26 protein-coding genes are annotated in these 25,006 nt (G+C 57.0%); 7 read left to right on the top strand and 19 right to left on the bottom strand.

Annotated elements, in window-relative coordinates; all coding sequences use genetic code 11:
- The 5 genes from FA92_RS02700 to aroL all read right to left on the bottom strand — a co-directional run bounded on the left by FA92_RS02700 (window position 1) and on the right by aroL (window position 4,710).
- Window positions 1-933: a DUF1177 domain-containing protein gene (locus FA92_RS02700; RefSeq protein ID WP_033782012.1), complete on the bottom strand. Its 933-nt coding sequence runs from the start codon at window positions 931-933 to the stop codon at window positions 1-3.
- A 10-nt stretch (window positions 934-943) separates the two neighbouring features.
- Complete coding sequence (locus tag FA92_RS02695) at window positions 944-2,503, bottom strand: OPT/YSL family transporter (RefSeq protein WP_013356945.1); 1,560 nt, start codon at window positions 2,501-2,503, stop codon at window positions 944-946.
- A gap of 287 nt (window positions 2,504-2,790) precedes the next feature.
- A complete protein-coding gene (locus FA92_RS02690) occupies window positions 2,791-3,543 on the bottom strand; it encodes an IclR family transcriptional regulator (protein ID WP_033782011.1) in 753 nt (250 codons plus the stop codon).
- A gap of 339 nt (window positions 3,544-3,882) precedes the next feature.
- Window positions 3,883-4,074, bottom strand: a complete 192-nt coding sequence (locus FA92_RS02685) for a YaiA family protein (RefSeq protein ID WP_033782009.1) — start codon at window positions 4,072-4,074, stop codon at window positions 3,883-3,885.
- 111 nt (window positions 4,075-4,185) lie between these two features.
- Window positions 4,186-4,710 carry a shikimate kinase AroL gene (gene aroL / locus FA92_RS02680; RefSeq protein ID WP_033782008.1) on the bottom strand — a complete coding sequence of 175 codons (525 nt, stop codon included), beginning with the start codon at window positions 4,708-4,710 and terminating at the stop codon, window positions 4,186-4,188.
- Window positions 4,711-5,025: 315 nt separating this feature from the next.
- Here aroL and FA92_RS02675 point away from each other — a divergent pair, with 315 nt between their 5' ends.
- On the top strand, window positions 5,026-5,745 hold the full coding sequence (locus tag FA92_RS02675) for a DUF2076 domain-containing protein (RefSeq protein ID WP_033782007.1): 720 nt from the start codon (window positions 5,026-5,028) through the stop codon (window positions 5,743-5,745).
- Window positions 5,746-5,747: 2 nt separating this feature from the next.
- Here FA92_RS02675 and FA92_RS02670 read toward each other — a convergent pair whose 3' ends face one another.
- Entirely contained in the window at window positions 5,748-6,197 is a 450-nt protein-coding gene (locus FA92_RS02670) for a YaiI/YqxD family protein (RefSeq protein WP_033731716.1), read from the bottom strand.
- A gap of 168 nt (window positions 6,198-6,365) precedes the next feature.
- Here FA92_RS02670 and proC point away from each other — a divergent pair, with 168 nt between their 5' ends.
- Complete coding sequence (gene proC / locus FA92_RS02665; RefSeq protein ID WP_013356940.1) at window positions 6,366-7,178, top strand: pyrroline-5-carboxylate reductase; 813 nt, start codon at window positions 6,366-6,368, stop codon at window positions 7,176-7,178.
- 53 nt (window positions 7,179-7,231) lie between these two features.
- Here proC and FA92_RS02660 read toward each other — a convergent pair whose 3' ends face one another.
- The 4 genes from FA92_RS02660 to FA92_RS23410 form a co-directional block, all read right to left on the bottom strand.
- Entirely contained in the window at window positions 7,232-8,758 is a 1,527-nt protein-coding gene (locus tag FA92_RS02660) for an FAD-dependent oxidoreductase (RefSeq protein ID WP_033782006.1), read from the bottom strand.
- A 228-nt stretch (window positions 8,759-8,986) separates the two neighbouring features.
- On the bottom strand, window positions 8,987-9,289 hold the full coding sequence (locus FA92_RS02655; RefSeq protein WP_013356938.1) for a PsiF family protein: 303 nt from the start codon (window positions 9,287-9,289) through the stop codon (window positions 8,987-8,989).
- Window positions 9,290-9,404: 115 nt separating this feature from the next.
- Window positions 9,405-9,656 carry an anti-adapter protein IraP gene (iraP, locus tag FA92_RS02650; RefSeq protein ID WP_033782005.1) on the bottom strand — a complete coding sequence of 84 codons (252 nt, stop codon included), beginning with the start codon at window positions 9,654-9,656 and terminating at the stop codon, window positions 9,405-9,407.
- 202 nt (window positions 9,657-9,858) lie between these two features.
- The gene (locus tag FA92_RS23410) at window positions 9,859-10,011 is read right to left on the bottom strand and encodes a hypothetical protein (RefSeq protein WP_167493437.1); all 153 of its coding nucleotides are present in this window, start codon (window positions 10,009-10,011) and stop codon (window positions 9,859-9,861) included.
- A 253-nt stretch (window positions 10,012-10,264) separates the two neighbouring features.
- Here FA92_RS23410 and FA92_RS02645 point away from each other — a divergent pair, with 253 nt between their 5' ends.
- Window positions 10,265-13,402, top strand: coding sequence for a beta-galactosidase (locus FA92_RS02645; RefSeq protein ID WP_033782004.1), 3,138 nt, complete (start codon window positions 10,265-10,267; stop codon window positions 13,400-13,402).
- Here the strand turns inward: FA92_RS02645 and FA92_RS22410 are convergent.
- A complete protein-coding gene (locus FA92_RS22410) occupies window positions 13,284-14,558 on the bottom strand; it encodes a multidrug efflux MFS transporter (RefSeq protein WP_072008995.1) in 1,275 nt (424 codons plus the stop codon). The two genes, FA92_RS02645 and FA92_RS22410, sit on opposite strands and share 119 nt — an antisense overlap.
- A 434-nt stretch (window positions 14,559-14,992) precedes the next feature.
- On the opposite strand from FA92_RS22410, the gene FA92_RS02640 reads away from it, so the two are divergent.
- Complete coding sequence (locus FA92_RS02640) at window positions 14,993-15,244, top strand: biofilm development regulator YmgB/AriR family protein (protein ID WP_033782003.1); 252 nt, start codon at window positions 14,993-14,995, stop codon at window positions 15,242-15,244.
- 9 nt (window positions 15,245-15,253) lie between these two features.
- Here FA92_RS02640 and FA92_RS02635 read toward each other — a convergent pair whose 3' ends face one another.
- The 3 genes from FA92_RS02635 to FA92_RS02625 form a co-directional block, all read right to left on the bottom strand.
- Window positions 15,254-15,574: a hypothetical protein gene (locus FA92_RS02635; protein WP_033782001.1), complete on the bottom strand. Its 321-nt coding sequence runs from the start codon at window positions 15,572-15,574 to the stop codon at window positions 15,254-15,256.
- Window positions 15,575-15,729: 155 nt separating this feature from the next.
- Window positions 15,730-16,026 (bottom strand): I78 family peptidase inhibitor, encoded by a 297-nt coding sequence (locus FA92_RS02630; RefSeq protein WP_013356930.1) that lies wholly within the window; start codon window positions 16,024-16,026, stop codon window positions 15,730-15,732.
- 275 nt (window positions 16,027-16,301) lie between these two features.
- Complete coding sequence (locus FA92_RS02625; RefSeq protein ID WP_033781999.1) at window positions 16,302-18,905, bottom strand: EAL domain-containing protein; 2,604 nt, start codon at window positions 18,903-18,905, stop codon at window positions 16,302-16,304.
- Window positions 18,906-19,118: 213 nt separating this feature from the next.
- Between FA92_RS02625 and FA92_RS02620 the strand changes: the two genes are divergently transcribed.
- The 3 genes from FA92_RS02620 to FA92_RS02615 all read left to right on the top strand — a co-directional run bounded on the left by FA92_RS02620 (window position 19,119) and on the right by FA92_RS02615 (window position 20,443).
- Complete coding sequence (locus FA92_RS02620; protein WP_033732018.1) at window positions 19,119-19,769, top strand: type II CAAX endopeptidase family protein; 651 nt, start codon at window positions 19,119-19,121, stop codon at window positions 19,767-19,769.
- Window positions 19,770-19,942: 173 nt separating this feature from the next.
- A complete protein-coding gene (locus tag FA92_RS23405) occupies window positions 19,943-20,113 on the top strand; it encodes a hypothetical protein (protein WP_003850083.1) in 171 nt (56 codons plus the stop codon).
- A gap of 99 nt (window positions 20,114-20,212) precedes the next feature.
- Window positions 20,213-20,443, top strand: coding sequence for a hypothetical protein (locus tag FA92_RS02615; RefSeq protein WP_033731707.1), 231 nt, complete (start codon window positions 20,213-20,215; stop codon window positions 20,441-20,443).
- 115 nt (window positions 20,444-20,558) lie between these two features.
- On the opposite strand, the gene yniD is transcribed toward FA92_RS02615, so the two are convergent.
- From yniD to lldP, 5 genes are all read right to left on the bottom strand, one after another.
- Complete coding sequence (gene yniD / locus FA92_RS23545) at window positions 20,559-20,666, bottom strand: small membrane protein YniD (RefSeq protein WP_022625163.1); 108 nt, start codon at window positions 20,664-20,666, stop codon at window positions 20,559-20,561.
- Between the two features lie 120 nt (window positions 20,667-20,786).
- Entirely contained in the window at window positions 20,787-21,215 is a 429-nt protein-coding gene (locus FA92_RS02605; RefSeq protein ID WP_013356926.1) for an OsmC family protein, read from the bottom strand.
- A 57-nt stretch (window positions 21,216-21,272) separates the two neighbouring features.
- On the bottom strand, window positions 21,273-22,460 hold the full coding sequence (lldD, locus tag FA92_RS02600) for an FMN-dependent L-lactate dehydrogenase LldD (protein WP_033781998.1): 1,188 nt from the start codon (window positions 22,458-22,460) through the stop codon (window positions 21,273-21,275).
- A complete protein-coding gene (lldR, locus tag FA92_RS02595; protein ID WP_033781997.1) occupies window positions 22,460-23,233 on the bottom strand; it encodes a transcriptional regulator LldR in 774 nt (257 codons plus the stop codon). Before lldR ends, lldD begins: the two co-directional genes overlap by 1 nt.
- Window positions 23,230-24,885: an L-lactate permease gene (gene lldP, locus FA92_RS02590; RefSeq protein ID WP_033781996.1), complete on the bottom strand. Its 1,656-nt coding sequence runs from the start codon at window positions 24,883-24,885 to the stop codon at window positions 23,230-23,232. The genes lldR and lldP overlap by 4 nt, the downstream gene beginning before the upstream one ends.
- Window positions 24,886-25,006 lie beyond the last annotated feature (121 nt).

The raw sequence follows: 25,006 nt of genomic DNA, 5'->3' as shown, positions 1-25,006 counted from the left end.
TTAGTGGTTCCGGTGGCGCAGGTGCGCCAGGCTGCCATAGAGCGTAATCAGCCGCGCATACTCTTCAGCGTCATAGAAGTGACAGGTTCCACGACCAAACTCCTTCGCCACCTCAATTGCAAACTTCGCCGCTGCCGCAATGTCCACCTCATGACTGGCCCCGGTTCCGCAGCCCGGCACCACCGACTCGGCAGTGATCGCCACACCGACCACCGGCACATCGGTGGCGGTCGAGGGTTGCAGGATGCTGTTGAGGTGATAAACACCGTTGCCGTAAGGGGTAATATCCTGCGTAGTGATAGGAAAGGTCACCGCCGGACGGCCGCTGGTCATCTCCATAATGCGCAGCAGATCTTCCGAAACCCGCAGGATATAGCCCTCTTTCACCGTCGGCGACAGGGCAAATCCTTTGTGATTGATAATGCGGTTACCTTTGGTGGTATCGATCGACAGAATCGCATCCACGCCCGCCACCACTTCATTATCATTCATGGTGACATCATCAATCGGCGAATCCATAAAATCGACCGGCTGATGCGGCCGTGTCGGTGCATCGGGACAGATATGAGTAGTGATGATTACGTCGCCGGCGAGCCTGTCGCCTTTGCTCTGCATCTGCGCCAGTTTAAGCGCACTGGCGATCGCCGCTATTGCGCCATCCGCATCGGATACCATGCCGATACGCCCAGGACGGGCACCAATGCCACCCAGGCGACCAATAATGCCCAGCGTCGGTGCAGACCCGCCGCCTGATTTACCCTCCGTACCCGGGATATCAATGCGCACAAAATCAGTACGACCTTTGGGGCCGGTGACGCGGGTAAAGCGGGCCATAACGTGAGGATAAGAGGTAAACAGATCCACGACCTGCTGCCCGTCAATGTGGGCACTATCCAGTAACTCAAAAACCGCCAGGGTCTGCTGCAAGCTCATGCTTTATCCTTTATTTTTTGCTGCTGCTGGCAAACAGCGAATGAAAGAAGCTATAGAGAGCATCACCGGCAATGAAGCCTGCCGCCATGACCTCCATGGGCGACCGGCCGCGTTCGCCCCAGATGCGAATGATCACAATGCGTAAGGCGATCCCCACCACCACCGCCCAGCCCGCCATCGCGTTATTAATTAATAAACCGGTGGCGAGCAGCACGCCCAGCTGGCGTTTCGGCCCGCCGATCAGCTGGATAAGGGCACCCGGAATAGCCCACATCAGCAGGTTTCCGGCGATACCGGGTTCAGCACCCGCCTGAATTGTTTTGGCATACACACGCGCCACCGGCGGCAGCAGATTGTCTGTAAAGAAAAGAGTATGCGCGTACCAGACAAGGGGAATCGACACCACAAAGGCGATCATGGCCGCGATCAGCTGAATACGACGTCCCCACAACTCCTGCTGCAGATCCGCCCCGTTACCGCGCAGGATAAAGCCCGCCTTCAGGTCGTAACCCATGTCAGCAAACGCCGGGCCGGTAGCGGCCGTAAAGCCGCACAGCAGGCAGAGCGCCAGCGGTGGAAAGCCGATCAGAATGCCGATAATCAGCGTAATCAGCGCCACGGCAAAGGCCGGGAACCAGCCGGAGTGCATGGCGGCAATGCCGACTATCAGTTCATGGGCGAAAGCGGCAAACGCAGCATAGAGAACAAACAGCAGCAGCATCGCGATGCCCATCTCACTCCACAGGCCCCCCGCCAGGGCCAGCAGCGCCGAAATCACGATATACCCCACGCTGCCGAAACCCAGCGCCCGCTGCACTTCATTACCGTTGCGACTCACCGTCAGCGCATCATTTTTACGGCTGCGGATGACCATCACCACCTGAATCAGCGCCACCAGACCGGCACCGACCATGACCCCATGCGGAATATAGAGCGCATTGATATCAATACCGGCCACCGGCTGCGCGTAGGCGCGCAGCAGAAAACCGATGCCGAGCATCGATAGCGCCCAGATATTGCCAATAAACGCGGTGCCAAAAGCGGACATCGGAATCTTCAGCATGGCGCCGACAACGCCACCGGCAATGCCCGCCACCAGCAGCCACGCCTGGCGTCCGCCTTTATCCCCCGCTTTAATCGCTTCTGCTGCTGCAACGCCTGGTGGCCATGCATTACTGGCCGGAAAGACGCGGGTATCAAACAGCCGATAGAGCAGCCAGGCATCGAGCAGCATCGCGGCGCTGACGCCACAGAACAGCGGCAGCACCAGCTGAGGCTCACCCAGCGCCCAGGGTACGGCAATCGGCATCAGCAGACTGTTAGCCGCCCCGAAGGTCGCTGAAGAGATGGCGGTCTGCGCCAGGTTCTGGATTTCAATCGAACGATAACGGCGAAATGCCTGCAGCGGAATACGCGCCAGCAGCATGGCAAACAGCGCCCCGATAATGGAGGTGTTAGGCGTTACGCCAATCGTCGTAATCAGCTGAATGCCAATAATGGCACCCGCGATAGAAAGAAAAATTAAAACCAGTGCCACGCCAACGTGCCTGATTGGATTTACCCGTTCCATATGTCCCCGCCAGTCCTTGTTGAGAAGAAATGAAATAACGTCCGCCTGCCTGATGTCAGGTTTACGCCGGTTTTCTGGTTCACTGCCCTGATGCGCGCCGCATAGCAACAGCCATTGCAGATGGTCGTCACCCCGGATGCTGAACCGATACAGGAGACAGGGGGAGACGAACACAGGCAACCGGGTTGCTGCGGACAACGTAGCGATCAGATTGAAAGAAAAAGGCCCGAAGGCCCTGGTTTTCCCTGGTGTGGCGAAAGTATTACGCCGATAAAATCGTAGTGAAGTTACGCGCCATATTTGTCGGCCATCTCTGTGGCCGTTGCACGCAATGCTTCAAGGAGCGCTGGCGGGAAACCCGGTTCACTCTCCTGTGACAGAAACGACAGGCAGAGTGCCACCGTTTCGCCATGATGTTTGTTATGAACAATGACCGACAGCGAGCTGATGCCTGGCAGCGATTCATTGCGGGCCAGTGACCAGCCGTGCTGGCGGATTTCAGCCAGTCTGGCACAGAGCGCCTCGGGACTTTGCGGCGAGTTCGCCGGGCCAGCCTGCCAGTGATCATGGAAGCGCGCTATGACCTCTTCGTCACTGAGTTGCGCTAACAGCGCCCGACCGGTTGACGTCGCGGCGGCAGGCATTCGGCTGCCAGGCGGTGTAACCATCTGCGTAAAGTGACGCCCATGAAACATGCGCATTACTAATACTTCCCGTCCATCGAGCTTCGACACGTATCCCATGCAGCCGGTCTTAGCAGCCAGCCGGACCATTGCCGCTGAAACGCTATCGACCAGCGGTGCCGAGAGATAATGACCGGCGGCAGCCAGCAACACGCGACCAATATGATAACCGCGTGTGTCCGCATCCCGCTCCAGCAGCCCCTGACTTTCCATCGTGGCCAGCAGACGTGAAACGGTGCTCTTCGGCAGCGTCAGCGCCTCAACCACCTCACTGAATGAGAGACCAACATGCCCCTGCGTCACACCTTTGTGCTGAAACAATCGGAGTACGGCAGCCGCATTTTCAAGTGTGGTCATGTAACGTGTTCCACTATATGGAACTAAGTTCCTCTATTGGTTTGACGAAAGTAAAACGTGACGCTGAATCGGTCAAGCGACAATTCAACACTTACCGTTATCGGCAGCAGAGAAAATAATGTGACAGAAATGATTAGCGGGGCTTTATATGGCGATGTGAAGAGAGTGCAGAACAGACGCATGAGCAGAAAGCATACGACAGTAAATCTGCGTAAATTTCGCTTCTTTAATAATCAGGTCGCTCTGAGGGCAAAAAGGCGTTGTACTGGAACAGCGTTGCGCTGAAAAAGACAGGGTTATCAGACATGACAGGCTGGCATCCCTGCCAGCAGCAAAGCTTTACTCTTTCTCGACATCTTCGTAACGCTCTTTGGCGTCTTGCGCTTCTTCTTCCGTTTCGTGCTCACTGATTAATGAATTCGGTTTGGGATGATCAGCACGCAATTCGTAGGAGGTTACTTTGTTTCCCTCAGGACCCTTTTCAACAGGCACAACTTTCGCTTCACGTGGGTATGGTGGTCTGGTCGGCATAGTGTGTCCCTCTTGTCTGAATAACATTCCACAGGACAGGCTGCTGCCTGTCATAGGATCAGTATAGACAATGCCATCCGAAGCGGGATCAAAGCGGGAAAAATCTGAGGGTTAGCTGGCGCGCGCCAGAGAGAGGGAAAGCAAAATCTCTTCCACTACGCACTCAGGCGATTGCATGGCATTCACCTGATGATGGGCTGCGGACTGATAGAGATGCGCGCGCTCACGCAGCACATCACTCATTTCATCGGCAATCGGACGTCCGGTCAGCGTCGGACGCTGAGCCGCTTCAGGTTCGCTTTCCAGTCGTTCTGCCAGCACTTCGGGCGACGCGCTGAGCCAGATCACCCGGCCCTGCTCCTGCATGAAACGGCAATTCTCTTCAGCCAGAATCATCCCGCCACCGGTGGCAATCACAGTCCCGGGTGCCGTCACCGCTTTAAGCGATTCCGTTTCACGGGCGCGAAAACCGTCCCAGCCTTCTGCCGCAACAATCTCGGCCACGCTGCGCTGCGTGCTAAGTTGCAGATGATGATCGGTATCCGTAAAGGCGTAGCCCAGCGCCTGCGACAACGCTTCGCCGACCGTGGTTTTGCCGCAACCGCGAGCGCCAATCAAAAAGATGGGTAGTGACATCAGGGCCGTTCCTCCGCCTGACCGCGCGATGCGGCTGCATGGTTAGCTTAATAATGCGACGCATGATAACTGGAAATTATTATTGCCTCCACCTGTCAGGCATGATTTACGCATTTTCGTTACCTGAACAGCGATAATCTTTGTGTTTTCAACGGGAAAAGCATGCACGTTTTGTGCATCACGGCGCTAACAGGACGATAAAAAACGCGCTAAACAGCGTCCGGAATGCGCTGGCAATATTTGCTTACCGCCGCGATTTTACTTTTCTTACCGGCGCCCCCATATACTGGTAACAATCGCCACAGGAGAGTCATCATGCAACGCGAAGAACAACAACTGATTGAAGGGCTGTTCAGCCGTCTGAAACAGGCTGAAAGCCAGACCTCGGCACGCGATGCCGCAGCCGAACAACTGATTAACCAGCATCTTCAGGCGCAGCCGGGCGCGCCTTACTACATGGCGCAGGCGATCCTGATTCAGGAAGCGGCGCTGAAAAAACTCAATGAGAAAGTGTCAGCGCTGGAAAGCCAGGTTGCACAGTTGCAGCAGCAACCCGCACAGAGCAGCGGCGGCTTTCTGTCGGGACTGTTTGGCAGCGGTTCGCGCCAGCAGCAGCCCGTTCAGCAGCAGCAACAGCAACCATCGCCGTGGAACAGTGCGCCGCAACAACCGGCACAGCAGCAATATGCCCCTGCTCAGGCAGCAGCGCCACGCGGCACCGGTTTTCTTGGCGGCGCACTACAAACAGCAGTGGGCGTGGCAGGGGGTGTGGTGATGGCCGATATGCTGACCAGCATGTTCCACCATTCACAGCCGGAAGAGATTGTGAACATCATCAATGAGCCGCCGCTGCCGGAGGTGAATGATAATCTCAACACCTTTAACGGTGGCGATGACAACGCCGATGCCTTTAACGGCGGTAACGATAACGCCTTCCTCGATCAGAACTCAGGCTGGGACAGTAATTATGCTGACAACAGCGATCTGAACGATTTTGGCGGCGGTGATTTCGACGATGACGACAGCTTCGTTTAAATTCAGCGCTTCTGCTGAGTGAGCCAGCTATCCAGCTCATTCGCAAACTGCTGGCGGTCACGCGGACTCATCGTCGCGGGGCCGCCGGTCTGCACGCCGCTTGACCGCAGAGTATCCATAAAATCCCGCATCGTCAGGCGTTCACGTATCGTTGCCGGTGAGTAACGTTCACCGCGCGGATTCAGCGCTGCCGCCCCCTTCTCAATCACCTCAGCCGCCAGCGGAATATCGGCGGTGATCACCAGATCGCCAGGCTGACAACGCCTGACAATCTCATTGTCCGCCACATCAAATCCGGCTGGCACCTGCAGGGTGCGCAGATAAGGTGATGGCGGCACGCGCAGAAACTGGTTTGCCACAAAAGTGACCGTGGTGGAGGTGCGATCCGCCGCACGGTAGAGCACCTCTTTGATCACATTCGGACAGGCATCGGCATCGACCCAGATAAACATCATGATTCCTTACAGTCAGAGAAGCCTGAGATCTTGCCGGGTTCTCCCTGAATGGCAAATTTTATTTGCGGCACGCTTTCCAGCCCGCATCCGGCTGACTTGTTATTCGGGCTGGCTGAAGTAAGCTAGCCCACTGAGAAAACCGAATAATGTCCTAAGGAGATGGCGATGCTGGCAAAAAAAATCGGGTTTATCGGCGGGGGAAACATGGCGAAAGCCATTATCGGCGGACTGGTCAACAGCGGCAAAATCGCCCCGTCTGATATCTTCGTTTACGATCGCAAAGCAGAGACCAACCAGGCGATGGCAGAGCAGTATGGCATCAACGCAGCTGAGAGCGCGGATGCGCTGGCGCGTGAGGTGGACATCCTGTTCGGCGCGGTAAAACCCAATGTGATTCTGAAAGTATTAAAAGAGCTGGCCGGCAGCCTGAAAAAAGAGGCGCTGGTAGTGTCGATTGCGGCGGGCGTGACGCTGGATTCGCTTTCATCGGTGCTGGGCTACGATCGTAAAATTGTCCGGGCGATGCCGAATACGCCCTCGCTGGTCAGCGAAGGCATGACCTCGGTCACGCCCAACGTGCTGGTTGAGCAGGCGGAGATCGACGAGGTCGTCGCGATTTTTGAGAGCTTCGGCAAAGCGGCCGTGGTGGATGAATATCTGATTCACTCCGTGGTCGGCGTCAGCGGTTCTGCACCGGCCTACGTCTTTATGTTTATCGAGGCGATGGCGGATGCGGCCGTACTGGGCGGCATGCCGCGCGCCCAGGCCTATCAGTTTGCTGCACAGGCGGTAAAAGGGGCGGCGGAGATGGTGCTGACCAGCGGCAAACATCCGGCTGAACTTAAAGATATGGTCTGCTCGCCTGGCGGCACCACCATTGAAGCCGTGAAGGTGCTGGAAGAGAAAGGGATGCGCTCGGCGGTGATTGAAGCAATGCAGCAGTGCATGGCGAAGTCCGAAAAACTAAGCCGCAGCTAAGCGTTCAGGCACTGCGCAGGGCGGACCGGCTCGCGGCCCGCCTTGTGCGCAACTTAACTGATGTGCGCCTGAGCGAGCGCCACCGCGTCGGCAAGCGACATCGGTTGCTGCATCCGCTCCACCAGCTCAGCAGTCAGCGTATACATACCGCATGAGCAGATCGCCGCCAGTTGCCCCTGCTGACCATAAAACGCCATAAACTTTTTGTCCTCCAGCGAGCCGATCAGCTCGAAATTATCCCATTCTGCCGCATGGCCAACATACTCATAACGGGTGCCATACTGCGTGGTCCAGAAGAACGGCACACGATCAAAGGCAACGTTCTGATCCAGCATATTCCATGCGGCGGTCTGTCCCTGCTGATGCGCGACGCGATAGTGCTCAATGCGCAGCGTACCCTGTGCCGACGGATACGTGGCGATATCACCCGCCACCCAGATATTGTCAGCGACCCGTAAATGCTCGTCTGACTGCAGACTGCCATCCTCTGCCAGCGGCAGATCGTGGATAAAGTCGGTAGCCGGTTTTACGCCGGTAGCAAACAGCACAACGTTCGCATCCAGCTGCCGTCCACCCTTAAGCTGTACGCCACTCACCTGCTGGTCGCCCTGTATAGCTTCAATCTCGCCCTGCACCCACTTCACGCCGTTTTGCTCATGCAGCTGGTAGAAATAGCGGCCTATCTGATCGCCAAACCGTTTTGCAAAGGGCAGCGCCTGACGGGCAATCACCGTAACGTCGATGTCACGATTACGCAGTGCCGACGCCAGCTCGGTGCCGATAAAACTGTTGCCGATAATCACGATTTTATGGCTGGCATCCACCGCTTTAAGCAGCTCATCGGTCTGCGCTTTGCTGCGCAGCAAATAAACTCCTTCAAGATCGCTGCCTGGCAAATCGGGACGGACAGGCTTTGCGCCGCTGGCGATCAGCAGTTTGTCGAAGACAAGCGTTTCGCCATCGTCGAAGATCAGCCGTTGCTGCTGCGTATCAAGGCGACTCACGGTAGCCTGCACGCGTTCAACGTGATCCATCACATCCGCTTTCAGCAGCTGTGGCACCTCGCTGATGTCCATTTTGCCCGACGGCACAAATTTGGTCAGCGCAGTGCGGTCGTAAGGCGCGTCCGTTTCCCGCTCAACCAGAATCAGGCGGCCTTTGAAGCCGTCATGACGCAGACGCCACAGCGCTGCGCTGCCCGCCGCGCCACCACCCAGCACTACATAAACCGGTGCGTCTGCTCCGCTGCCAATGGGTGCAGCGGGAGACATCGCTTTTGGGTTTACCAGCACCCGGCCCTCTTCAATGCGCAGCGGATATTGCTTAAGATCGGCCAGCGCCAGCGGTTCACACATTTTGCCATCGGCGATATGAAACGCGGCTTTGTGCCACGGGCAGACCAGCCGGTCGCCACAAATCGCGCCCTGCTCCAGCGGCGCGCCCGCATGCGGACATTTCGCCTGATACGCGCGTACGTTGTCCCCGTCGCGAATCAGTAACACCTCTACCTCACCCAGCGTTTTCTTAACCGGCTGTCGCTGCGGCAGATCGTTCAGGTCGGCGGTAAATTGATAGTTCACGGCATGGCTCCTTTCGCTGTTTCGGGTCTGGTGCTGCGCGGTAAAACAAAGCCTGCGCAAATCCCCACAAACAGTAAGTGTGGCAAAGGAACCGGGAAGCCTGATGAGGAATGTTTGTCAGAGGGGTTAAGGTTTTGTTGTGGAAGGTAATTTAATCAGCGTTAAACGGAACTGAATCACCGTTGCGCAGAAAGAAGAAGCGGCCACCTGCGTGGCCGTAGGGGATGATCAGCTTTTTTTCAGGCACTGGCTCATAAAGGTTTTACGCGCATCGCCTGCCAGCTTTTTATCGCCAGCTTCGCCGTTACAGCTTTTCATTTTCATCTGCTGCGGCGACATGTGCGACAGTTTGCTGTCTTTTTTCAGGCATTCACTCATAAAGGTTTTACGTGCATCCCCTTTGAGATCCTGTGATTTAGCATGCTGGTTACACATCGTCATCTTTTCCTGCTGCGGGGTCTTCTCCGCCGCACCCGCCAGCCCGCTGACCAGCAGGCCCGCCATCATCATCGCCATTAAACCGACTTTCATCTTGTTATCTCCACAATGGATTGTCCCCTGTTATTCTGGCAGCGAATAAGCAAAGCGGAAAATGTTTCATGTCAAAGTGATGTGAAGATCCCATTCCAGATTGGTACCGGGCTCGTTACTGGCGGGGATGCCGGAGCAGCTTTTCGATGTAATTACGCAGCAACAGCGCATCGTTGTCATCGGCACAGGCCACGTTGTCCATGGCGGTTTCAATCGTAGTCGTCATGTCCAGATGTTGTTGCGGATCCAGCTTGCGAACCAGTGCGGTCACGACAATTTCCAGCGCCTCAATCTGCGCCACCTGCTCTTTCGCTGTCGCTTCTTTTTCAGCCAGCTTAACCAGTAACTCAGCAATCAGGTTTTTCATGCTGTTGTCTCAGCGGTGAAGAAAAGCTGAAACTATCACCACGCTGGCTAAAAAACAGAGGGCAACTCACCTTTTTTCAGCGAGTTAGCCTGCACCGCTGCGCTTTTCACGGCGATTTCCGGCTAACTTTGCAGGCGAAACGTTTTGCGGACAAACATCACCGCTGTTAAACGTTTCGCCTGCCAGCATTCAATAAGCAGACTTAACGCGGATCGACAAATCCGCGGCCCGGTCCGCCGCCAGGTCCGCCCCAGCCACCACCTCCTCCACCGCCGCCGCCAGGAGGCGGGAAAAGACATCCGCTTAATGCAGTCACTAATGCCACAACGGCAGCCAGCTTAACGATTCGTACCATATTTACCTCAGGGTGATGAAATCGGGCTGAGTGTATGAAGCCACCCGCATGGCGACAAGTGAGATTCCTCCGCATCCGGTCGCTATTTATCTTTGCTGACCAGACTTAACGTTTTACAGTCAGTAAGCCGCCACATTCTCAACACTGCGGCCCGCTTTCGGGGAAAACTATTTGTGCAAATCGGGATGGCGAACGCTTTACAGCCTGAACAATTTTGCGCATTGTGAGCGCATCACATTTACAGGATATAACCATGACTCTCTCACAGGCTGCTTTCAGTGACATCCTCTCCCGGCGCGACTGGGAAAATCCGGTCGTGACCTCGCTGCATCGGCTGGATGCGCACCCGCCTTTTGCCAGCTGGCGGGACGAAGCAGCGGCGCGTGATGACACGCCCTCGGTGTCACTGCAGAGCCTGAATGGGGAGTGGGGTTTCAGTTACTTTGCGCAGCCTGAGGCGGTCCCGGCCAGCTGGTTACTGCAGGATCTACCGGATGCCAGCACGATTCCGGTGCCGGCAAACTGGCAGATGCACGGCTTTGATGCGCCTATTTACACCAACGTGCAGTATCCCATTCCGGTTAATCCCCCGTTTGTACCCAAAGAGAACCCGACAGGATGTTACTCGCTCACATTCAGCACGGACGCCGCCTGGCTCACTTCCGGGCAGACACGCATCATCTTTGACGGCGTCAATTCAGCCTTTCATCTGTGGTGCAATGGACAGTGGATTGGCTACTCTCAGGACAGCCGCCTGCCCGCCGAATTCGACCTGAGCCCTTATCTGCGACCGGGCAAAAACCGGCTGGCGGTGATGGTGCTGCGCTGGAGCGACGGCAGCTATCTTGAAGATCAGGATATGTGGCGGATGAGCGGCATTTTCCGCGATGTCACGTTACTGCATAAGCCGCAGGTGCATCTGGCTGACGTGCAACTGGAAACCCGGCTCAGCCCGGAGTTTACCCGTGCCGAGCTGCGCGCCCAGGTCCGCGTAGCCTTGCCGTCTGACCTCACCTCGCGCTATCAGCTGCGCCTGACGCTATGGCAGGGTGAACAGCCGGTTGCGCAGTGTCAGCAGCCGCTGGGCAGCGCCATTATTGACGAACGGGGCCACTATCCTGAACGCGCCCTGCTCAGCCTGCCGGTGGAACGGCCCGCGCTGTGGAGCGCTGAAACGCCACACCTCTATCGCGCCACGCTGGCGCTGCTGGATGGGGATCATCAGCTGATCGAGGTGGAGGCGTATGATGTCGGCTTCCGTCAGGTCACTATCGATAACGGCCTGCTCTGTCTCAATGGCAAACCGCTACTTATCCGTGGCACCAACCGCCACGAACACCATCCGGAGCGCGGTCAGGTGGTGGATGAGGCAACGATGCGCCGCGACATTGAGCTGATGAAGCAGCACAATTTCAACGCGGTGCGCTGTTCGCACTACCCCAATCATCCGCTCTGGTATCGGCTGTGCGACCAGTATGGGCTTTATGTGGTGGATGAAGCGAATATCGAAACTCACGGCATGCAGCCGATGAACCGACTCTCCGACGATCCCCGCTGGTTCGCTGCCTTTAGCGAACGTGTGACGCGTATGGTGCAGCGCGATCGTAATCACTGCAGCATTATTATCTGGTCGCTGGGCAATGAGTCGGGACATGGTGCCACGCATGACGCGCTCTACCGCTGGGTGAAAAGCAGCGATCCTACCCGTCCGGTTCAGTATGAAGGCGGCGGTGCGGACACCGCCGCGACCGATATCATCTGCCCGATGTATGCCAGGGTCGATGAAGATCAGCCATTCCCGGCGGTGCCGAAGTGGTCGCTGAAAAAGTGGATCGGCCTGCCGGGCGAAACGCGTCCGCTGATCCTGTGTGAGTATGCGCATGCCATGGGCAACAGCTTTGGCGGTTTCGCGAAATACTGGGAGGCCTTCCGCCAGTTCCCGCGCCTCCAGGGCGGCTTCGTCTGGGACTGGGTGGATCAGAGCCTGACCCGTTATGACGATCAGGGTCAACCCTGGCAGGCCTACGGCGGCGATTTTGGCGATAAGCCCAACGACCGCCAGTTCTGCATGAACGGGCTGGTGTTTGCCGATCGCACGCCGCATCCGGCGCTGTATGAGGCGCAGCGCGCCCAGCAGTTCTGGCAGTTCACCGTCGATCCCGGCGACCCGCTGAGCGTTACGGTCAGCAGCGACTACTTATTCCGTCACAGTGACAATGAAGTGCTGCGCTGGCGCATTGAGCAGGAAGGCCAGGTGGTGACGGAAGGTGAAGTTTTACTGGATATCGGCCCACAGGGTCAGCAGCGGATCACTCTGCCGTCACCGCCCGCCTTACAGGGCGAATGCTGGCTTAATGTTGCTGTTCATCAGATTCACCCGACACGCTGGAGCGAGGCTGGCTGGCGTGTCGCCTGGCATCAGTGGGCGCTGCCTTCGCTGCTGGCGCTGCCCCCGCTGCCGGAAAAAGCTGAAGCACCTGTCCTCCATGATGACGCCAGTGAGATTATCGTCACCCATCAGCGGCAACGCTGGCATTTTTCACGCCACAGCGGTGAGCTGACGCAGTGGTTCATCAATGAGACACCGACGCTACTCTCGCCGCTTCAGGACTGCTTTATTCGCGCGCCGCTGGACAATGACATCGGCACCAGCGAAGCGGAACGGGTAGATCCCAATGCGTGGGTCGAACGCTGGAAGGCGGCAGGATATGACCAGATGAGCAGCCAACTGGTGTCGATAGCCGCGTATGCGTTGCCGCAGGCGGTGCAGATCGAAACGCTGCATAGCTGGCTCGCCAATGGCAAGCTTGCCTTTATCAGCCGTAAGCGTTATCTGATCAATGCGCAGGGGGAGTTGCAGTTACAGCTTTCCGTTGAGCAGTCACGCGGATTGCCACCGCCCGCGCGCATCGGCTTACGCTGTGAGCTGGCGCAGATCCCGCAGCAGGTAAGCTGGCTCGGCCTGGGACCGCATGAAAACTATCCCGATCGCCAGATGGCCGCGCAGTTCTCACGCTGGCAACTGCCGCTGGATCAGCTTTCAACGCCCTACGTTTTCCCTGGTGAGAATGGTCTGCGTGGCGGCACCCGCCAGCTCGACAGCGGCAGCTGGCAGGTCAGCGGTGATTTCGCTTTTTCGCTGAGCCGCTTCAGTCTGGAACAGCTGCGTGAGGCATCCCACCGCCACCTTCTGCGTCCGGAGGCGGGCTGCTGGCTGCACCTGGATGCCTTCCATATGGGCGTCGGCGGTGATGACTCCTGGAGCCCCAGCGTCAGTCCTGAGTTTTTGCTGACTCAGCAGCGCTGGCAGGCTGAACTGACGATTTGTCAGCCGACGCGGGCAACACAGTCTTCGGACGCCGGTAAAAGCGTTTCAGAAACAGCACGTTAATCAGCACCACAACGGCGGTGGCACAAAAGACCCAGCGGAAACCTGCCACCGCCGATACTGCTGCGCCCAGTAAGGGGCCAGCAACATTGCCAAGATACATAAACGACTGGTTATAACCGAAGATCCGGCCGGTGATATTGTCACGCGAGTGACGTACCAGCAGCGTCTGTACCGCAGGCATCATCGCGCCATCGGCGAAGCCCAGCAGAAAACGTAAGACGCCCAGCTGCGTGGCACTGGTTACAAAAGACATCGCGATAAACAGCAGCAGCGAGATAACCATCGTCGCCAGCAGGATACGCTGCGTACCAATGCGGTCACCGAGTCGTCCCAAACGTGGCGCGGCCAGCAGTGCAGAGACGCCGGGCAGTGCCGCAATTACGCCACTGAGAAACGCGATATTCTCTGCGGTGGGCGCCAGCTCGCGCACAAACAGCGTCAGGATCGGGTTCACCGATCCATTGCACATCTGGATCACCATGGTGGTGAAAAACAGGCAGAGCATCAGCCTGGGGTTGTCCAGCGAGCGGAAAACCTCGCGTCCGCTGAGCTTCTCTTTTTTACTCACCGGGGTGTAACCGTTCTCTTTAATCAGGAACAGCGTCACCAGAAAGCTGACCATCAGCAGCGCCGCGGTGACGATAAATACCGTGCGCAAACCGACCCAGTCAGCCAGCAGCCCACCCAGCATCGGCCCCAGAATCACACCGCCAATCTGTCCGGTGGAGACACAGCTCAGCGCCCAGCCGCTGCGTTCACGCGGCACCTGAGCCGCCACCAGCGCCATCGCGTTGGGGATATAGCCGGAGGTCAGCCCCATCAGGGCGCGCAGCAGCAGCAACTGCCAGGCTTCGGTGACAAAAGCCTGCAGCAGGATCACCACGCCCATACCAAACGCCGCACGCAGCAGCATCAATTTACGGCCTTTGCGATCGGCCAGACTGCCCCACAGCGGGGCGACCGCCGCCGAAACCACGAAGGTGATACTGAAGGTGAGCCCCGACCAGAGACTCAGGGACTCGCCTCCGGTGATGCCAAGCTGCTCAAGGTAGAGCGGCAGAAACGGGATAATCTGGCTGATGGCCAGGCCAGTAAAAAAACAGCCAAACCAGACCGAGATCAGGTTTATCTTCCAGGGTTCAATAATGCGTGGCATGAGCAGATAATTCAAAGAGAGGGAGTACTTAGTTTAACGCGACGATTCTTTACGTGACCGACATAACATGGCACAAACGGCAAAAGACCGGATTCCTCTTGATTCAGCGCAATTACCCGCGAAAATTTTCTCTGACCAGCGGTTTACAGCGTGAATCCCGTGGCCGATAGCCTGCCCTGGCACCCTCTTCCTCAACTATGCCTCATCAATATGGAAAAATATGTCATTCTGTTACTGACAACGATTCACGCCGCTTCTATGTTTAAAAAATCGCCAGTCGTGGCGATGTGGCGATCATTCTGCCTGGCGCGACGTCCTCCGCTAAAAAACGGTCCAGACCATCCGGCTACGCTGAGGCAGTTCAGCTTATGACATGCATAGATGCTCTTACACCTGTGTAAGGGTCGGGATAGTGTTTCAGCGGAGGTAGGGAAATGAGAGTGCAAACGAACAGTGCCAGCCGCGCTATCAGTGACTATTTCAACAGCCCGAACTGGCGAACACCGCCAGAGTCCGATCTGCTGGCGGTTATTCTGCGTGAAATTATGGAGGCGGGAGAACCCGCGACCAGTAAGGCGCTGATTGCGCGGGTGATTGACAAACTGGAAGTGGAAGGCGATGAAGCGCAGTTGCAGCGGTATCGCACCCTGCTGGCACAGCTCATCGACACGCAGCCGGCGGTATAAAACGGCGGTTTACTTCACCCAGCGCAGTTTATCCGCTTCGCTGACGCTGGCCCGTCCACTGCTGCGCTGAAACAGGCAGAGCTCCCGTCCACGCCTGTTTTTCATATGCTGCTGGGAATAGCGTCCTTCCAGCAACAGTGCGCTGTAACCTGTGTTGTCGTCATACTCAATCGGCTCGCCCAGCACTTTTACTTTGCTCAGGTGGCTGGCGTTAATACACGCCTGCGTCATGATCTGACGGCTCTTCTGCCAGGCCTCTTCACTGGAGGCCTGTGCCAGCGTGCTGCTGAGTAACAACGTGGGCAGCAGTGCCACGATGATGCGTTTCATCTTCTCCGCTCCTGTTCCGGCCCGAAGGCGCTAAAAAAATTCCCGCCGGGGCGGGAATAAACAAGACGAGCACTATTTATTGTGTGACGAGGAAGTTTCTTAAACGCGCTGCTATCCTCGCCTGCCGTTATGACAAGCCTATGACAGACCGGCCGTCAGCCACAATAAACTGAGCTGATATTGCCATTTTTGTCGGCCAGGAAGTTAAGCCGGTTGAGGTTGAAGTCCATGGTGACCGCAGAATTATAGGGGATTGGACGCACCTGCTGTTCAAAGTGTTGACCCTGAAGCACGGTTAACGGTTTGCCGACATAGTTCTGAAACTGAGAGGCACCGCAGCGGTCGGCTTCAGGATCCTGCGGCACACTGGCGGTGTCAGGTTTACTGGCAGACTGACAGGCGGTTAATGCAAACAGACCCACTACCAGCAGCCCTTTTCCATAAAATTTCACGTTTGTTCTCCTGTTGGACGTGTAAAACCTGCCCCAAGAGTAGCAAAGCGTGCCTGCTGACCAGAAGCCGGAAAAGGTAAAGTTGTTACAGTGAGCGCGGATCCGGGTGTCACACAGGGGCATTTTTTAAGATTAATCGCACTCACTGCCTAAAAAAAACACATTGAGCCGCTACACTATCTTAAGACTATTCTTAGCGCTGTGGAGGTCATGATGGAACTGATTATTTTTGTTGTCTGCGCAATACTGATGACCGCCGTGGCGGTCAACGTCCGTTAAACCGGCTCAGCCTGATTTTGCGTTGTTCTTTCCAGAAGCGTACTGAATGCAGCCAGCGGCATCGGCCGACCGAGGAAGTAGCCTTGCCCCTCTTCGCACGAGAGCTGTTTTAGCTGGTTCAGCTGCGCTTCTGTCTCAATTCCCTCCGCCGTAATCGTCAGCGCAAAAGCGCGTGCCAGCGCAATAATGCCCGCCACGACCGATTGCGCCTGCTGCGACTCCGGGAAATCTTTCATCCAGGAGCGGTCTATCTTCAGACCGTTGAACGGGAAGGTCTTCAGGTAGCCCAGCGCGGCATAGCCGGTGCCAAAATCGTCAACGGTTAACCTCACCCCCAGTGACCGTAAGCCCTGCATCACCTCCAGCGCATGCTGTGGATGTTCAAAGGTGACATTTTCCGTGATCTCCAGCTCCAGCCTTGTCGCTGGCAGACCACTTTTCGCCAGAACATCTGCCACACGTTGCACCAGATCGCTGGTACGAAACTCCATCGGCGAAATATTGACTGACACATAGCGATCGCCGCCCCAGCCCAGCGCATCCTGGCAGGCGCGCATCAGAACCCAGTCGCTGATAGTGGCGATCAGACCGCTCTCTTCCGCCAGCGGAATAAAGTGGTCAGGCGTAATCCACTGATCCGGGGCAATCTGCCAGCGAATCAGTGCTTCAGCGCCGGCCAGCTGACCGGTCAGCAGCTGATAACGGGGCTGATAGTGCAGACGAAATTCGTTGTTAGTCAGCGCTTTCTCAATGCGCCGCGCCATTTCACGCTTATCTTCGCGCTGGCTCGCCATTTCATTGGCATACCAGACCCACTGATTACGTCCCGCATCGCGTGCTTCATTCAGTGCGATATCCGCCATCTGCAGCAGCGCTTCCGGATGGCTGGCATCCTGCGGCACACAGGCAATGCCCATGCTGATGGTGAGATAGTGGACATGCTGCCCGGTGCTGACTGGCTGCTGAATCTCGTGCACCAGCTGAGCACAACGCTGATCGATCCGCTCACGATTCGTTTCCCGCAACACCAGGACAAATTCATCTCCGCTCAGCCGCGCCACCAGCTCCTGCGGGCCGATACAGTGCTTCAGACGCTGCGCTATCTGGCTCAGTACCTCATCGCCCGCCGCATGGCCCCAGGTTTCATTGATTGGCCGGAACTGATCGAGATCGAGAGTAATCAGCGTCAGCGGCGCAGCGCCATCAGGCAGCGCAAGGTGCAGCGTCAGAAACTCCAGCAGCTGCACGCGGTTCGAGAGACCGGTTAAAACGTCGTGACGCGACAGAAACTGAATGCGAGCCTCCGCTTCCATGCCTTGGGTAATGTCCGATACCGTGCCGCGAAACCCGATACGTCGCGCATCATGCCAGATGGTTTTCGCTACCAGCTGACCGATGCGGCGGTGACCCTGAGCCGACATAAACTGACAGCGCAGCGGCATCTGTTGCTCTTCCGCCTCCTGCCGCAGCAGCCAGGCGACCAGCGAATGGCTGGGATGAGTCAGCAGGTGATCGATGTGACGTCCCAGCCAGTGTGTGATGTCATGGCCGGTAAGGGTATGAAAACGCGCTGACAGATAGATCAGACGGCCCTCTTCATCCGTTTCCCAGATCCAGTCTGACGCCGCCTCAGCGAGATCGCGAAACCGCGCTTCACTGTTGGCAAGCTCCTGCTGACTGATTGCCAGCATGGCAAAGCGGCGATCAGAGAGAATCGCATTAGAGAGCGCATGGCGGCTGACGCGATGGGTGATGATGCCGATGATGATCGCCGTCAGCAGCAGCAGTGGCAACAGCAACCCGATCAGGCCCATGCCCGGCATTTTTGACGTCCAGCGCAGCACAATGGGCTCGCCGCCTGGCAACGGGAGTACCATTCGCGGTTCACGCAGGGCATCCTCTTCACTGGCGGGCAGACGCAGTTCGCGCACATCCAGCGTCGCGCCGAGTGCCTGTAATTTGGCGGGTGTGAACAGATTCACGAACACCATGATAGACGCAGGTCCGGCCATAGGCGGCACGTTCGGCAGTTTACCGCTGCTGATAGGTGCAGCCACCACAATCGCGGGCAGATGATTGATCAGCGCATTGCGGGTCATCGCTTTATTATTGAGCTGACGCGCTGCCGCAATAAGCACCGGTGTTTCATTACCCAGCCAGGCTTCCAGCGACGTATCCGCCAGTTGCCCATTAATCACGCTGTAGGTAGTGCGGCCTTTGCCGTCAACCACGAACACGCCTTCATAGTGATACTCTTCGTAAAGACCCGGTCCGAAGTTCTCTTCGTCAAACGCCCAGACCTTGTTCACCCTGACATGGAGATTGCGCCAGGCTTCTCCCCAGAAGGCATAATCCCGGATATCGGTGACCATCGCCTCCTGACGATTTTGCCACGTCTGCTGCATCAGCATGCGGTCATGCTCAACCGATGCGCTGTTCTGACGCTGCGCAATCGTCAGCACCATCAGCATCGAGAGCACCAGCACACCAGACAGCAACAGCGAAAGCGTACGCAGGCTGCGCCGCGTAAAGCGGACAGTGCGATCTTCAGCGGCATGTCTGAATGGCGGCGACGGCGGCGCCGGAGGGTTAAAAGTCATTAAGAGTGCTCACTACACAGCCAGGGGTTGAGATCACAGACCTGCAATACAACATGCGTTGCTGGCCAGATTAGTTTCATCAGTTATCGGCCTGGGTGCTCTGGTGTTTAGTCTGCGGCTAACATTTTGCGCTTAAATAATGTGTAACAGGCTCACTCGACAGCGATCGGGTGCATTGCTACTATGCGCTTACCTTCGCTGGCTGAGTCGCCTATGAACACCAATTCCGACAGAGTGACCCTGACGCTGTTCTACGTCGGCAGCTTTGTGGTCTATTACCTGGTTACCATGCTGATCACGCTGTTCCCTAATTACAGCGTGCTGCGTAATGACGGCCTGCTGGTGCCCGTACTCTGCCTGTTTGAATTTGCTGTTATCTATCCGCTTTATCGCTTCTACTGCCAGCGCCGCACCGATTTGCCGCTGGGTGAACTTTATACGCTGCAAACCCTGCTGTTTACCGGCGCGCTGTTTGTGCTGATGGCGGCACAGATGCAGTTCATGCAGCCGGAAGGCTGGCTGGTGATGCAGGCCCAGCAGGGACGCAATTCGCTGTTGATCCTGCTGCTGACCGCCGTACTGCTGGCGCCGGTGTTTGAAGAGGTGCTGTTCCGCGGTTTCCTGTTACAGGGTTTTCTGCTGTGGGCGCCGCGCAGCCGTTTCGCCTGCATGCTGCTGACCTCACTGCTGTTTGCGGTGATGCATACACAGTATGTGCACTGGCAGACTCTTATCGCTCTGACGCTGTTTTCACTGCTGCTCTGCTATGCGCGGCTGCGGAGTAACAGTCTGGCGCTGCCCATCTTCCTGCACACTCTGAATAACCTGATTGCGCTGCTGCCCGCCTGGTATTTTGCAGGCTGACTCCCCGCCTGCGCCTTCGTTTTACCCAGCTCTCATCCTGCCGCAGACCGCTGCCCGGCAGGTCATAGCTCACACTGACAATGCCGCCCCGTCACGTTTGTCTATACTGGATGTTAAAAAGGGATAAAAAGCACCACAGTCCGGACCACCAGACCGTGTAAAGGAGAGGATCTATGTTGATAGGATTTGTGTTGTTAGTGAGCGCGTGTGGCTACGACGCCTGCGAAGCGCTGCCGGTCTCGGAGCGCATTTATCCGACGAAGGTGGACTGTGAAACGATGGCAAACCGTATTCATAAAGTCAGACCGAATGTGGTCCTGCTTTGTGGTGAGGTCCATCGCTGATTCAGGACCAGATTCAATAAAGCAGGGCTGCAACATTGCAAGCTGGCGCTTTAGCGTACAAAATATAAGCTGTTGTTACCCATTACCGTTGTGAATCCCATGAAAACATCACGCCCCCGTCGTCCTGGTGGACGCTGGGTTTACTATCTTTTGTATGATGGCATTCTGTGGCCCTGCCCCGTCCGATGGGAGTGGGAGAGCAGCTATGGCGGCTGGTTGCCATTTTATTACACGCCAACTTTTGAGTTTGTGGTGGGCGATCCGCGTAAGGCTTATCGCATTGCGCGCAGCGATGTGCGGACTAAACGGCGCGAGGATGCCTTTGTCTGAATGCGTTTATCGCCACGGCAGCCACGAGGCGGTGAGCAGAAAATAAACCACTTCCAGTACGATAATTACCATCAGTAATATGCCCAGCGAGTGGCGACTAATCCACTTCATCTGCTCAGGCCCAGATCATGGCAGCCCAGCGTATCAGCAGCAGCGCGCCGCAAATGCACAACAGAACCAGCACCATCTTCCAGTACTTTTTGGCCGCCCGGTATCTTGTCACCTCGGTCTCCCCTAATCAGAAAGCGAAGATGCGCCAGAAGGCGCATCTGTTCCGGTCAGCAACAGGACCGGGAGGCATAGCATAACGTCCGGGCCACCAAAAGGCGACCCGTTGCCGGCATCAGTTGTTCAGGGTGTAATCCAGCGTAATTTCCGCGTTCAGTACCTGAGAAACCGGGCAGCCCGCTTTGGCTTTGTTGATGATTTCGTCGAAGGTCGACTCATCAATGCCTGGCAGGGAGATGGTGCTGGTCAGCGCCACTTTGGTGATGGCAAAGCCCTCGCCTTTTTTATCCAGTGACACATCAGCCGTGGTATCAATGCTTTCCGGTTTATGGCCCGCATTGCCCAGCATCAGCGACAGTGCCATAGAGAAACAGGCCGCATGCGCTGCACCAATCAGCTCTTCCGGGTTGGTGCCTTTGACGCCTTCGAAACGGGTATTAAAGCCATAAGGCTGCTGGCTCAGCACGCCGCTTTCGGTGCTGACGGTGCCTTTGCCTTTAATATCGCCTTCCCAGTGCGCCGAACCTTTCTTATGAATGGTCATGTCATTCCTCCTGTTGGTAAAGAAGCTAAGTATAGACAATACATTCATTTTCGCAGGCTAACTCACCGCGCGGGGACGTGATACCATGCCTGTTGGTGTCAGCAGCGCCTCCGCCTGCACCAGCGAATCGCGGGTAATTTCACTTATCGATTTTGCGCCTGTCAGCGTCATGGCCACACGCATCTCTTTCTCAATAAGATTCAGCAGGTTTTCCACGCCGCGCTGTCCATGGGTCGCCAGCGCATAGATAAATGCACGTCCCAGCAGCACGCTATCTGCCCCCAGCGCAATCATCCGCACCACATCCAGCCCGTTGCGAATACCGCTGTCTGCCAGAATAGTAATGTCACCTTTGACCGCATCGGCAATCGCTGGCAGCGCACGGGCTGAGGAGAGCACGCCATCCAGCTGGCGTCCGCCGTGATTCGAGACCACGATGCCATCCGCGCCAAAACGTACCGCGTCGCGTGCATCTTCCGGATCGAGAATGCCCTTGATCACCATCGGCCCGTCCCAGAACTCGCGGATCCACTCCAGATCGCGCCACGAGATCGAGGGATCAAAGTTGTTCGCCAGCCAGCCAATATAATCTTCCAGCCCGGTCGGCTTGCCGAGATAGGCGGAGATGTTCCCCAGATCGTGCGGACGGCCCTGCAGTCCCACATCCAGCGCCCACTGTGGATGGGTGACCGCCTGCCAGTAACGACGCAGCGCCGCGTGATTACCGCTCATCCCGGAGTGCGCATCGCGATAGCGCGCGCCCGGCGTCGGCATATCCACGGTAAACACCAGCGTTGAACAACCAGCGGCTTTTGCACGCTCCAGCGCATTGCGCATAAAGCCGCGGTCACGCAGCACGTAAAGCTGGAACCACATCGGACGATTGATCTGCGGGGCCACCTCTTCAATCGGGCAGACCGAGACTGTCGACAGGGTAAACGGAATGCCTTTCAGGGCTGCCGCACGCGCCGCCTGCACTTCGCCGCGACGGGCATACATGCCGCACAGGCCGACCGGTGCCAGCGCAACCGGCATCGACAGGGTTTCATTAAATAATTTCGTTTCGAGGCTAAGTTCCGACATGTTCTTCAGAATGCGCTGGCGCAGCGCCACGTCAGAAAGGTCCTCTACGTTACGTCGCAGGGTGTGCTCGGCGTAAGCCCCGCCATCAAGGTAGTGAAACAGGAACGGCGGCAGGATACGTTGCGCGGCGGCGCGATAGTCACTGGCAGCTGAGATAATCATCAGTCAGATTCCTTTGGGTTGCGTGTGTCGTTATCCGGTAAGCGGGTGATGCGCGCCTGGCGCGCTTCATCTTCATGGAGACTTTTCAGCGTGGTGTGGACAAAGCCCAGATGCTGCATCGCCGCCTGACGGGCCGCGTCGGCGTCGCCCGCGAGGATCGCATCCAGCAGTGCCCGATGCTGTTCCGTCAGGCGGGCAAAAATGGCTGGCTGGGTGTACATGCGCTGACGGCTCTGCATCACCGACGACTGCAGCAGCTCGAAAAAGCCGCGCATGGTCTGCAGCAGAACTACATTGTGTGACGCCTCGGCAATCGCAAGATGGAAGCGCACATCCGCCTGGGCAGCGAGGTCGGGATCGTCACTCTCTTTCAGCTTCAGGGTGGCGTCAAAGGCGTACTGCAGCTTCTCTTTGTCGGCATCGGTGGCGCGCAGTGCCGCATGCCAGGCAGTACTGGCCTCGATGGCATGGCGCGCTTCCAGAATGTCGTAGCGGTAGTCGGGATCGTCGCGCAGCAGCTGGCGAATCGGTTCGACGATGCGCTGTTCCGACCAGGGTGCCAGCTGCTGACGAATCCAGGTGCCGCCGCCGCGCCGGCTGATGAGTATGCCGCTGCTGATCAGCTGCTGTATCGCTTCACGCAGCGAGGAACGTGAGACGCCGAGTTCAGCAGAGAGCTGGCGCTCGGCGGGCAGGCGCATGCCCGGCTCGAGCTGATGTTCGGTGATATAGGCCCGCAGGCGTGTCACCAGCGGATCGGCAGTGTTGCTCATGGGATCATCCAGGGGAAGACGTAGGCCTGAAGTGTGGTAATCCCCCCCACCATACAGGTGAAAATCAGGCTGTGTTTAACCGTAAACCGGAACAGATCGGACTCTTTTCCCACCAGCCCGACCGCCGCACAGGCGATGGCGATCGACTGCGGCGAGATCATCTTACCCGTCACACCGCCGGTAGTATTAGCCGCCACCAACAGAACATCGGAAACGCCGATCTGCTGGGCGGTAGTCGCCTGTAACGCGGCAAACAGCGCATTCGATGAGGTATCGGATCCGGTCAGGAAGACGCCCAGCCAGCCCAGGAACGGCGAGAAGAAAGTAAATGCATGGCCGGTGTGCGCCAGTGCCAGAGCAAGCGTGGCAGAGAGACCGGAATAGTTGGAGATAAACGCAAAGGCCAGCACCATCCCGATGGAGTAGATCGGCAGCGCCAGCTCTCTCAGCGTTTCACCAAAGGTCTGCAGCGCTGCCTTTGGCTTCATGCGCAGGAACAGCATCGCCATAATCGCCGCAATTAAAATGGCGGTGCCGGTGGCGGAAACCAGATCCAGCTTAAAGATCGCCGGATAAGGCGTTGCACTGCCGACCACGGGCGGCATCCGCGCCACCAGCTCATTCAGCATCGGCACCGGCACCGCCAGCACCCACTCATAGAGTGCACCACCTTTGGCGAACAGCGCTTTAAAAGGCGGGATGCTCCATAGCGTGACGGTGGCGGTGAGAAACAGGAACGGCATCCACGCGCGGATCACCTGCCCCAGCCGATACTTCTGTGGCGGTTGCAGCACATCGCCGTTCTTCGCCTCTGCATCGGCAAAACGAAAGATGCGCACCGGTTTCCAGACCCGCAGGAACAGCGTCAGCGAAATCAGCGAGGCGAGCGACGAGATAATATCGGGCAGCTCCGGCCCCAGGAAGTTGGAGCTGAGGAACTGGGCAAGGGCAAAGGATCCACCCGCCACAACGACCGCTGGCCAGGTCTCTTTCACGCCGCGCCAGCCATCCATAATCGCCATAATCCAGAACAGCACAATCAGCGTCAGCAGCGGCAACTGGCGTCCGGCCATCTGGCCGATGGCGAAGCTATCCAGTCCGGTGACCTGACCCGCAACGATAATCGGAATGCCCATTGCGCCAAAAGCGACCGGCGCGGTATTCACAATCAGGCAGAGCCCGGCAGCGTAGAGCGGATTAAATCCCAGCCCCACCAGCAACGCCGCGGTAATCGCCACCGGCGCTCCAAAGCCTGCCGCGCCTTCCAGAAACGCCCCGAACGAGAAGCCGACAATCAGCATCTGCAGACGCTGATCGGGGGTAATGGAGAGGATAGAGGCACGGATAATATCGAACTGACCGGTTTTGACCGAGATTTTGTAGACGAACACGGCGGCGACAATAATCCAGGCAATCGGCCACAGCCCATAGAGAAAACCGTACACCACGGCGGCCAGCGCCTGGGCAACGGGCATCTGATAGAGAAACAGCGCCACCAGCAGCGCCAGCACCACGGTGGTGGTGGCGGCCAGATAGCCTTTCATCTTCAGCTTAATCAGTGCAAAGAAGAAAAACAGAATCGGGATCAGCGCGACCAGGCTTGAGAGCCAGATATTACCCAGCGGATCGTAGTTTTGTTGCCAGATCTGCATGCCAGTATCTCCAGAGGAAAAGGTGATGTGGCATGCAGATGCAGTACTGTATGCCATCTGCCCCCGGATTGGTCAGACCAAACCACTGTATTGGGGCTTATGGCAACAGATAGTTAATGCA

The sequence above is a fragment of the Pantoea sp. 9140 genome (genome assembly GCF_000745295.1).
GTDB lineage: Bacteria > Pseudomonadota > Gammaproteobacteria > Enterobacterales > Enterobacteriaceae > Pantoea > Pantoea vagans.
Note: the sequence above shows the minus strand (reverse complement) of the source record. Positions and strands in the feature narration are given on the sequence as shown.

Bases quoted from the DNA above. Each gene is read 5' to 3' on its own strand.
- FA92_RS02625 (WP_033781999.1), bottom strand. From the start codon at position 18,905: ATGACTTTTAACCCTCCGGCGCCGCCGTCGCCGCCATTCAGACATGCC.
- FA92_RS02655 (WP_013356938.1), bottom strand. From the start codon at position 9,289: ATGAAAGTCGGTTTAATGGCGATGATGATGGCGGGCCTGCTGGTCAGC.
- FA92_RS02700 (WP_033782012.1), bottom strand. From the start codon at position 933: ATGAGCTTGCAGCAGACCCTGGCGGTTTTTGAGTTACTGGATAGTGCC.
- FA92_RS02690 (WP_033782011.1), bottom strand. From the start codon at position 3,543: ATGACCACACTTGAAAATGCGGCTGCCGTACTCCGATTGTTTCAGCAC.
- FA92_RS02670 (WP_033731716.1), bottom strand. From the start codon at position 6,197: ATGTTTATCTGGGTCGATGCCGATGCCTGTCCGAATGTGATCAAAGAG.
- FA92_RS02685 (WP_033782009.1), bottom strand. From the start codon at position 4,074: ATGCCGACCAGACCACCATACCCACGTGAAGCGAAAGTTGTGCCTGTT.
- FA92_RS02620 (WP_033732018.1), top strand. From the start codon at position 19,119: ATGAACACCAATTCCGACAGAGTGACCCTGACGCTGTTCTACGTCGGC.
- FA92_RS02675 (WP_033782007.1), top strand. From the start codon at position 5,026: ATGCAACGCGAAGAACAACAACTGATTGAAGGGCTGTTCAGCCGTCTG.
- lldP (WP_033781996.1), bottom strand. From the start codon at position 24,885: ATGCAGATCTGGCAACAAAACTACGATCCGCTGGGTAATATCTGGCTC.
- lldR (WP_033781997.1), bottom strand. From the start codon at position 23,233: ATGAGCAACACTGCCGATCCGCTGGTGACACGCCTGCGGGCCTATATC.
- FA92_RS02605 (WP_013356926.1), bottom strand. From the start codon at position 21,215: ATGACCATTCATAAGAAAGGTTCGGCGCACTGGGAAGGCGATATTAAA.
- FA92_RS23410 (WP_167493437.1), bottom strand. From the start codon at position 10,011: ATGGTACGAATCGTTAAGCTGGCTGCCGTTGTGGCATTAGTGACTGCA.
- FA92_RS02645 (WP_033782004.1), top strand. From the start codon at position 10,265: ATGACTCTCTCACAGGCTGCTTTCAGTGACATCCTCTCCCGGCGCGAC.
- lldD (WP_033781998.1), bottom strand. From the start codon at position 22,460: ATGATTATCTCAGCTGCCAGTGACTATCGCGCCGCCGCGCAACGTATC.
- FA92_RS02615 (WP_033731707.1), top strand. From the start codon at position 20,213: ATGAAAACATCACGCCCCCGTCGTCCTGGTGGACGCTGGGTTTACTAT.
- FA92_RS02640 (WP_033782003.1), top strand. From the start codon at position 14,993: ATGAGAGTGCAAACGAACAGTGCCAGCCGCGCTATCAGTGACTATTTC.
- FA92_RS23405 (WP_003850083.1), top strand. From the start codon at position 19,943: ATGTTGATAGGATTTGTGTTGTTAGTGAGCGCGTGTGGCTACGACGCC.
- FA92_RS02695 (WP_013356945.1), bottom strand. From the start codon at position 2,503: ATGGAACGGGTAAATCCAATCAGGCACGTTGGCGTGGCACTGGTTTTA.
- FA92_RS22410 (WP_072008995.1), bottom strand. From the start codon at position 14,558: ATGCCACGCATTATTGAACCCTGGAAGATAAACCTGATCTCGGTCTGG.
- aroL (WP_033782008.1), bottom strand. From the start codon at position 4,710: ATGTCACTACCCATCTTTTTGATTGGCGCTCGCGGTTGCGGCAAAACC.
- proC (WP_013356940.1), top strand. From the start codon at position 6,366: ATGCTGGCAAAAAAAATCGGGTTTATCGGCGGGGGAAACATGGCGAAA.
- FA92_RS02635 (WP_033782001.1), bottom strand. From the start codon at position 15,574: ATGAAACGCATCATCGTGGCACTGCTGCCCACGTTGTTACTCAGCAGC.
- iraP (WP_033782005.1), bottom strand. From the start codon at position 9,656: ATGAAAAACCTGATTGCTGAGTTACTGGTTAAGCTGGCTGAAAAAGAA.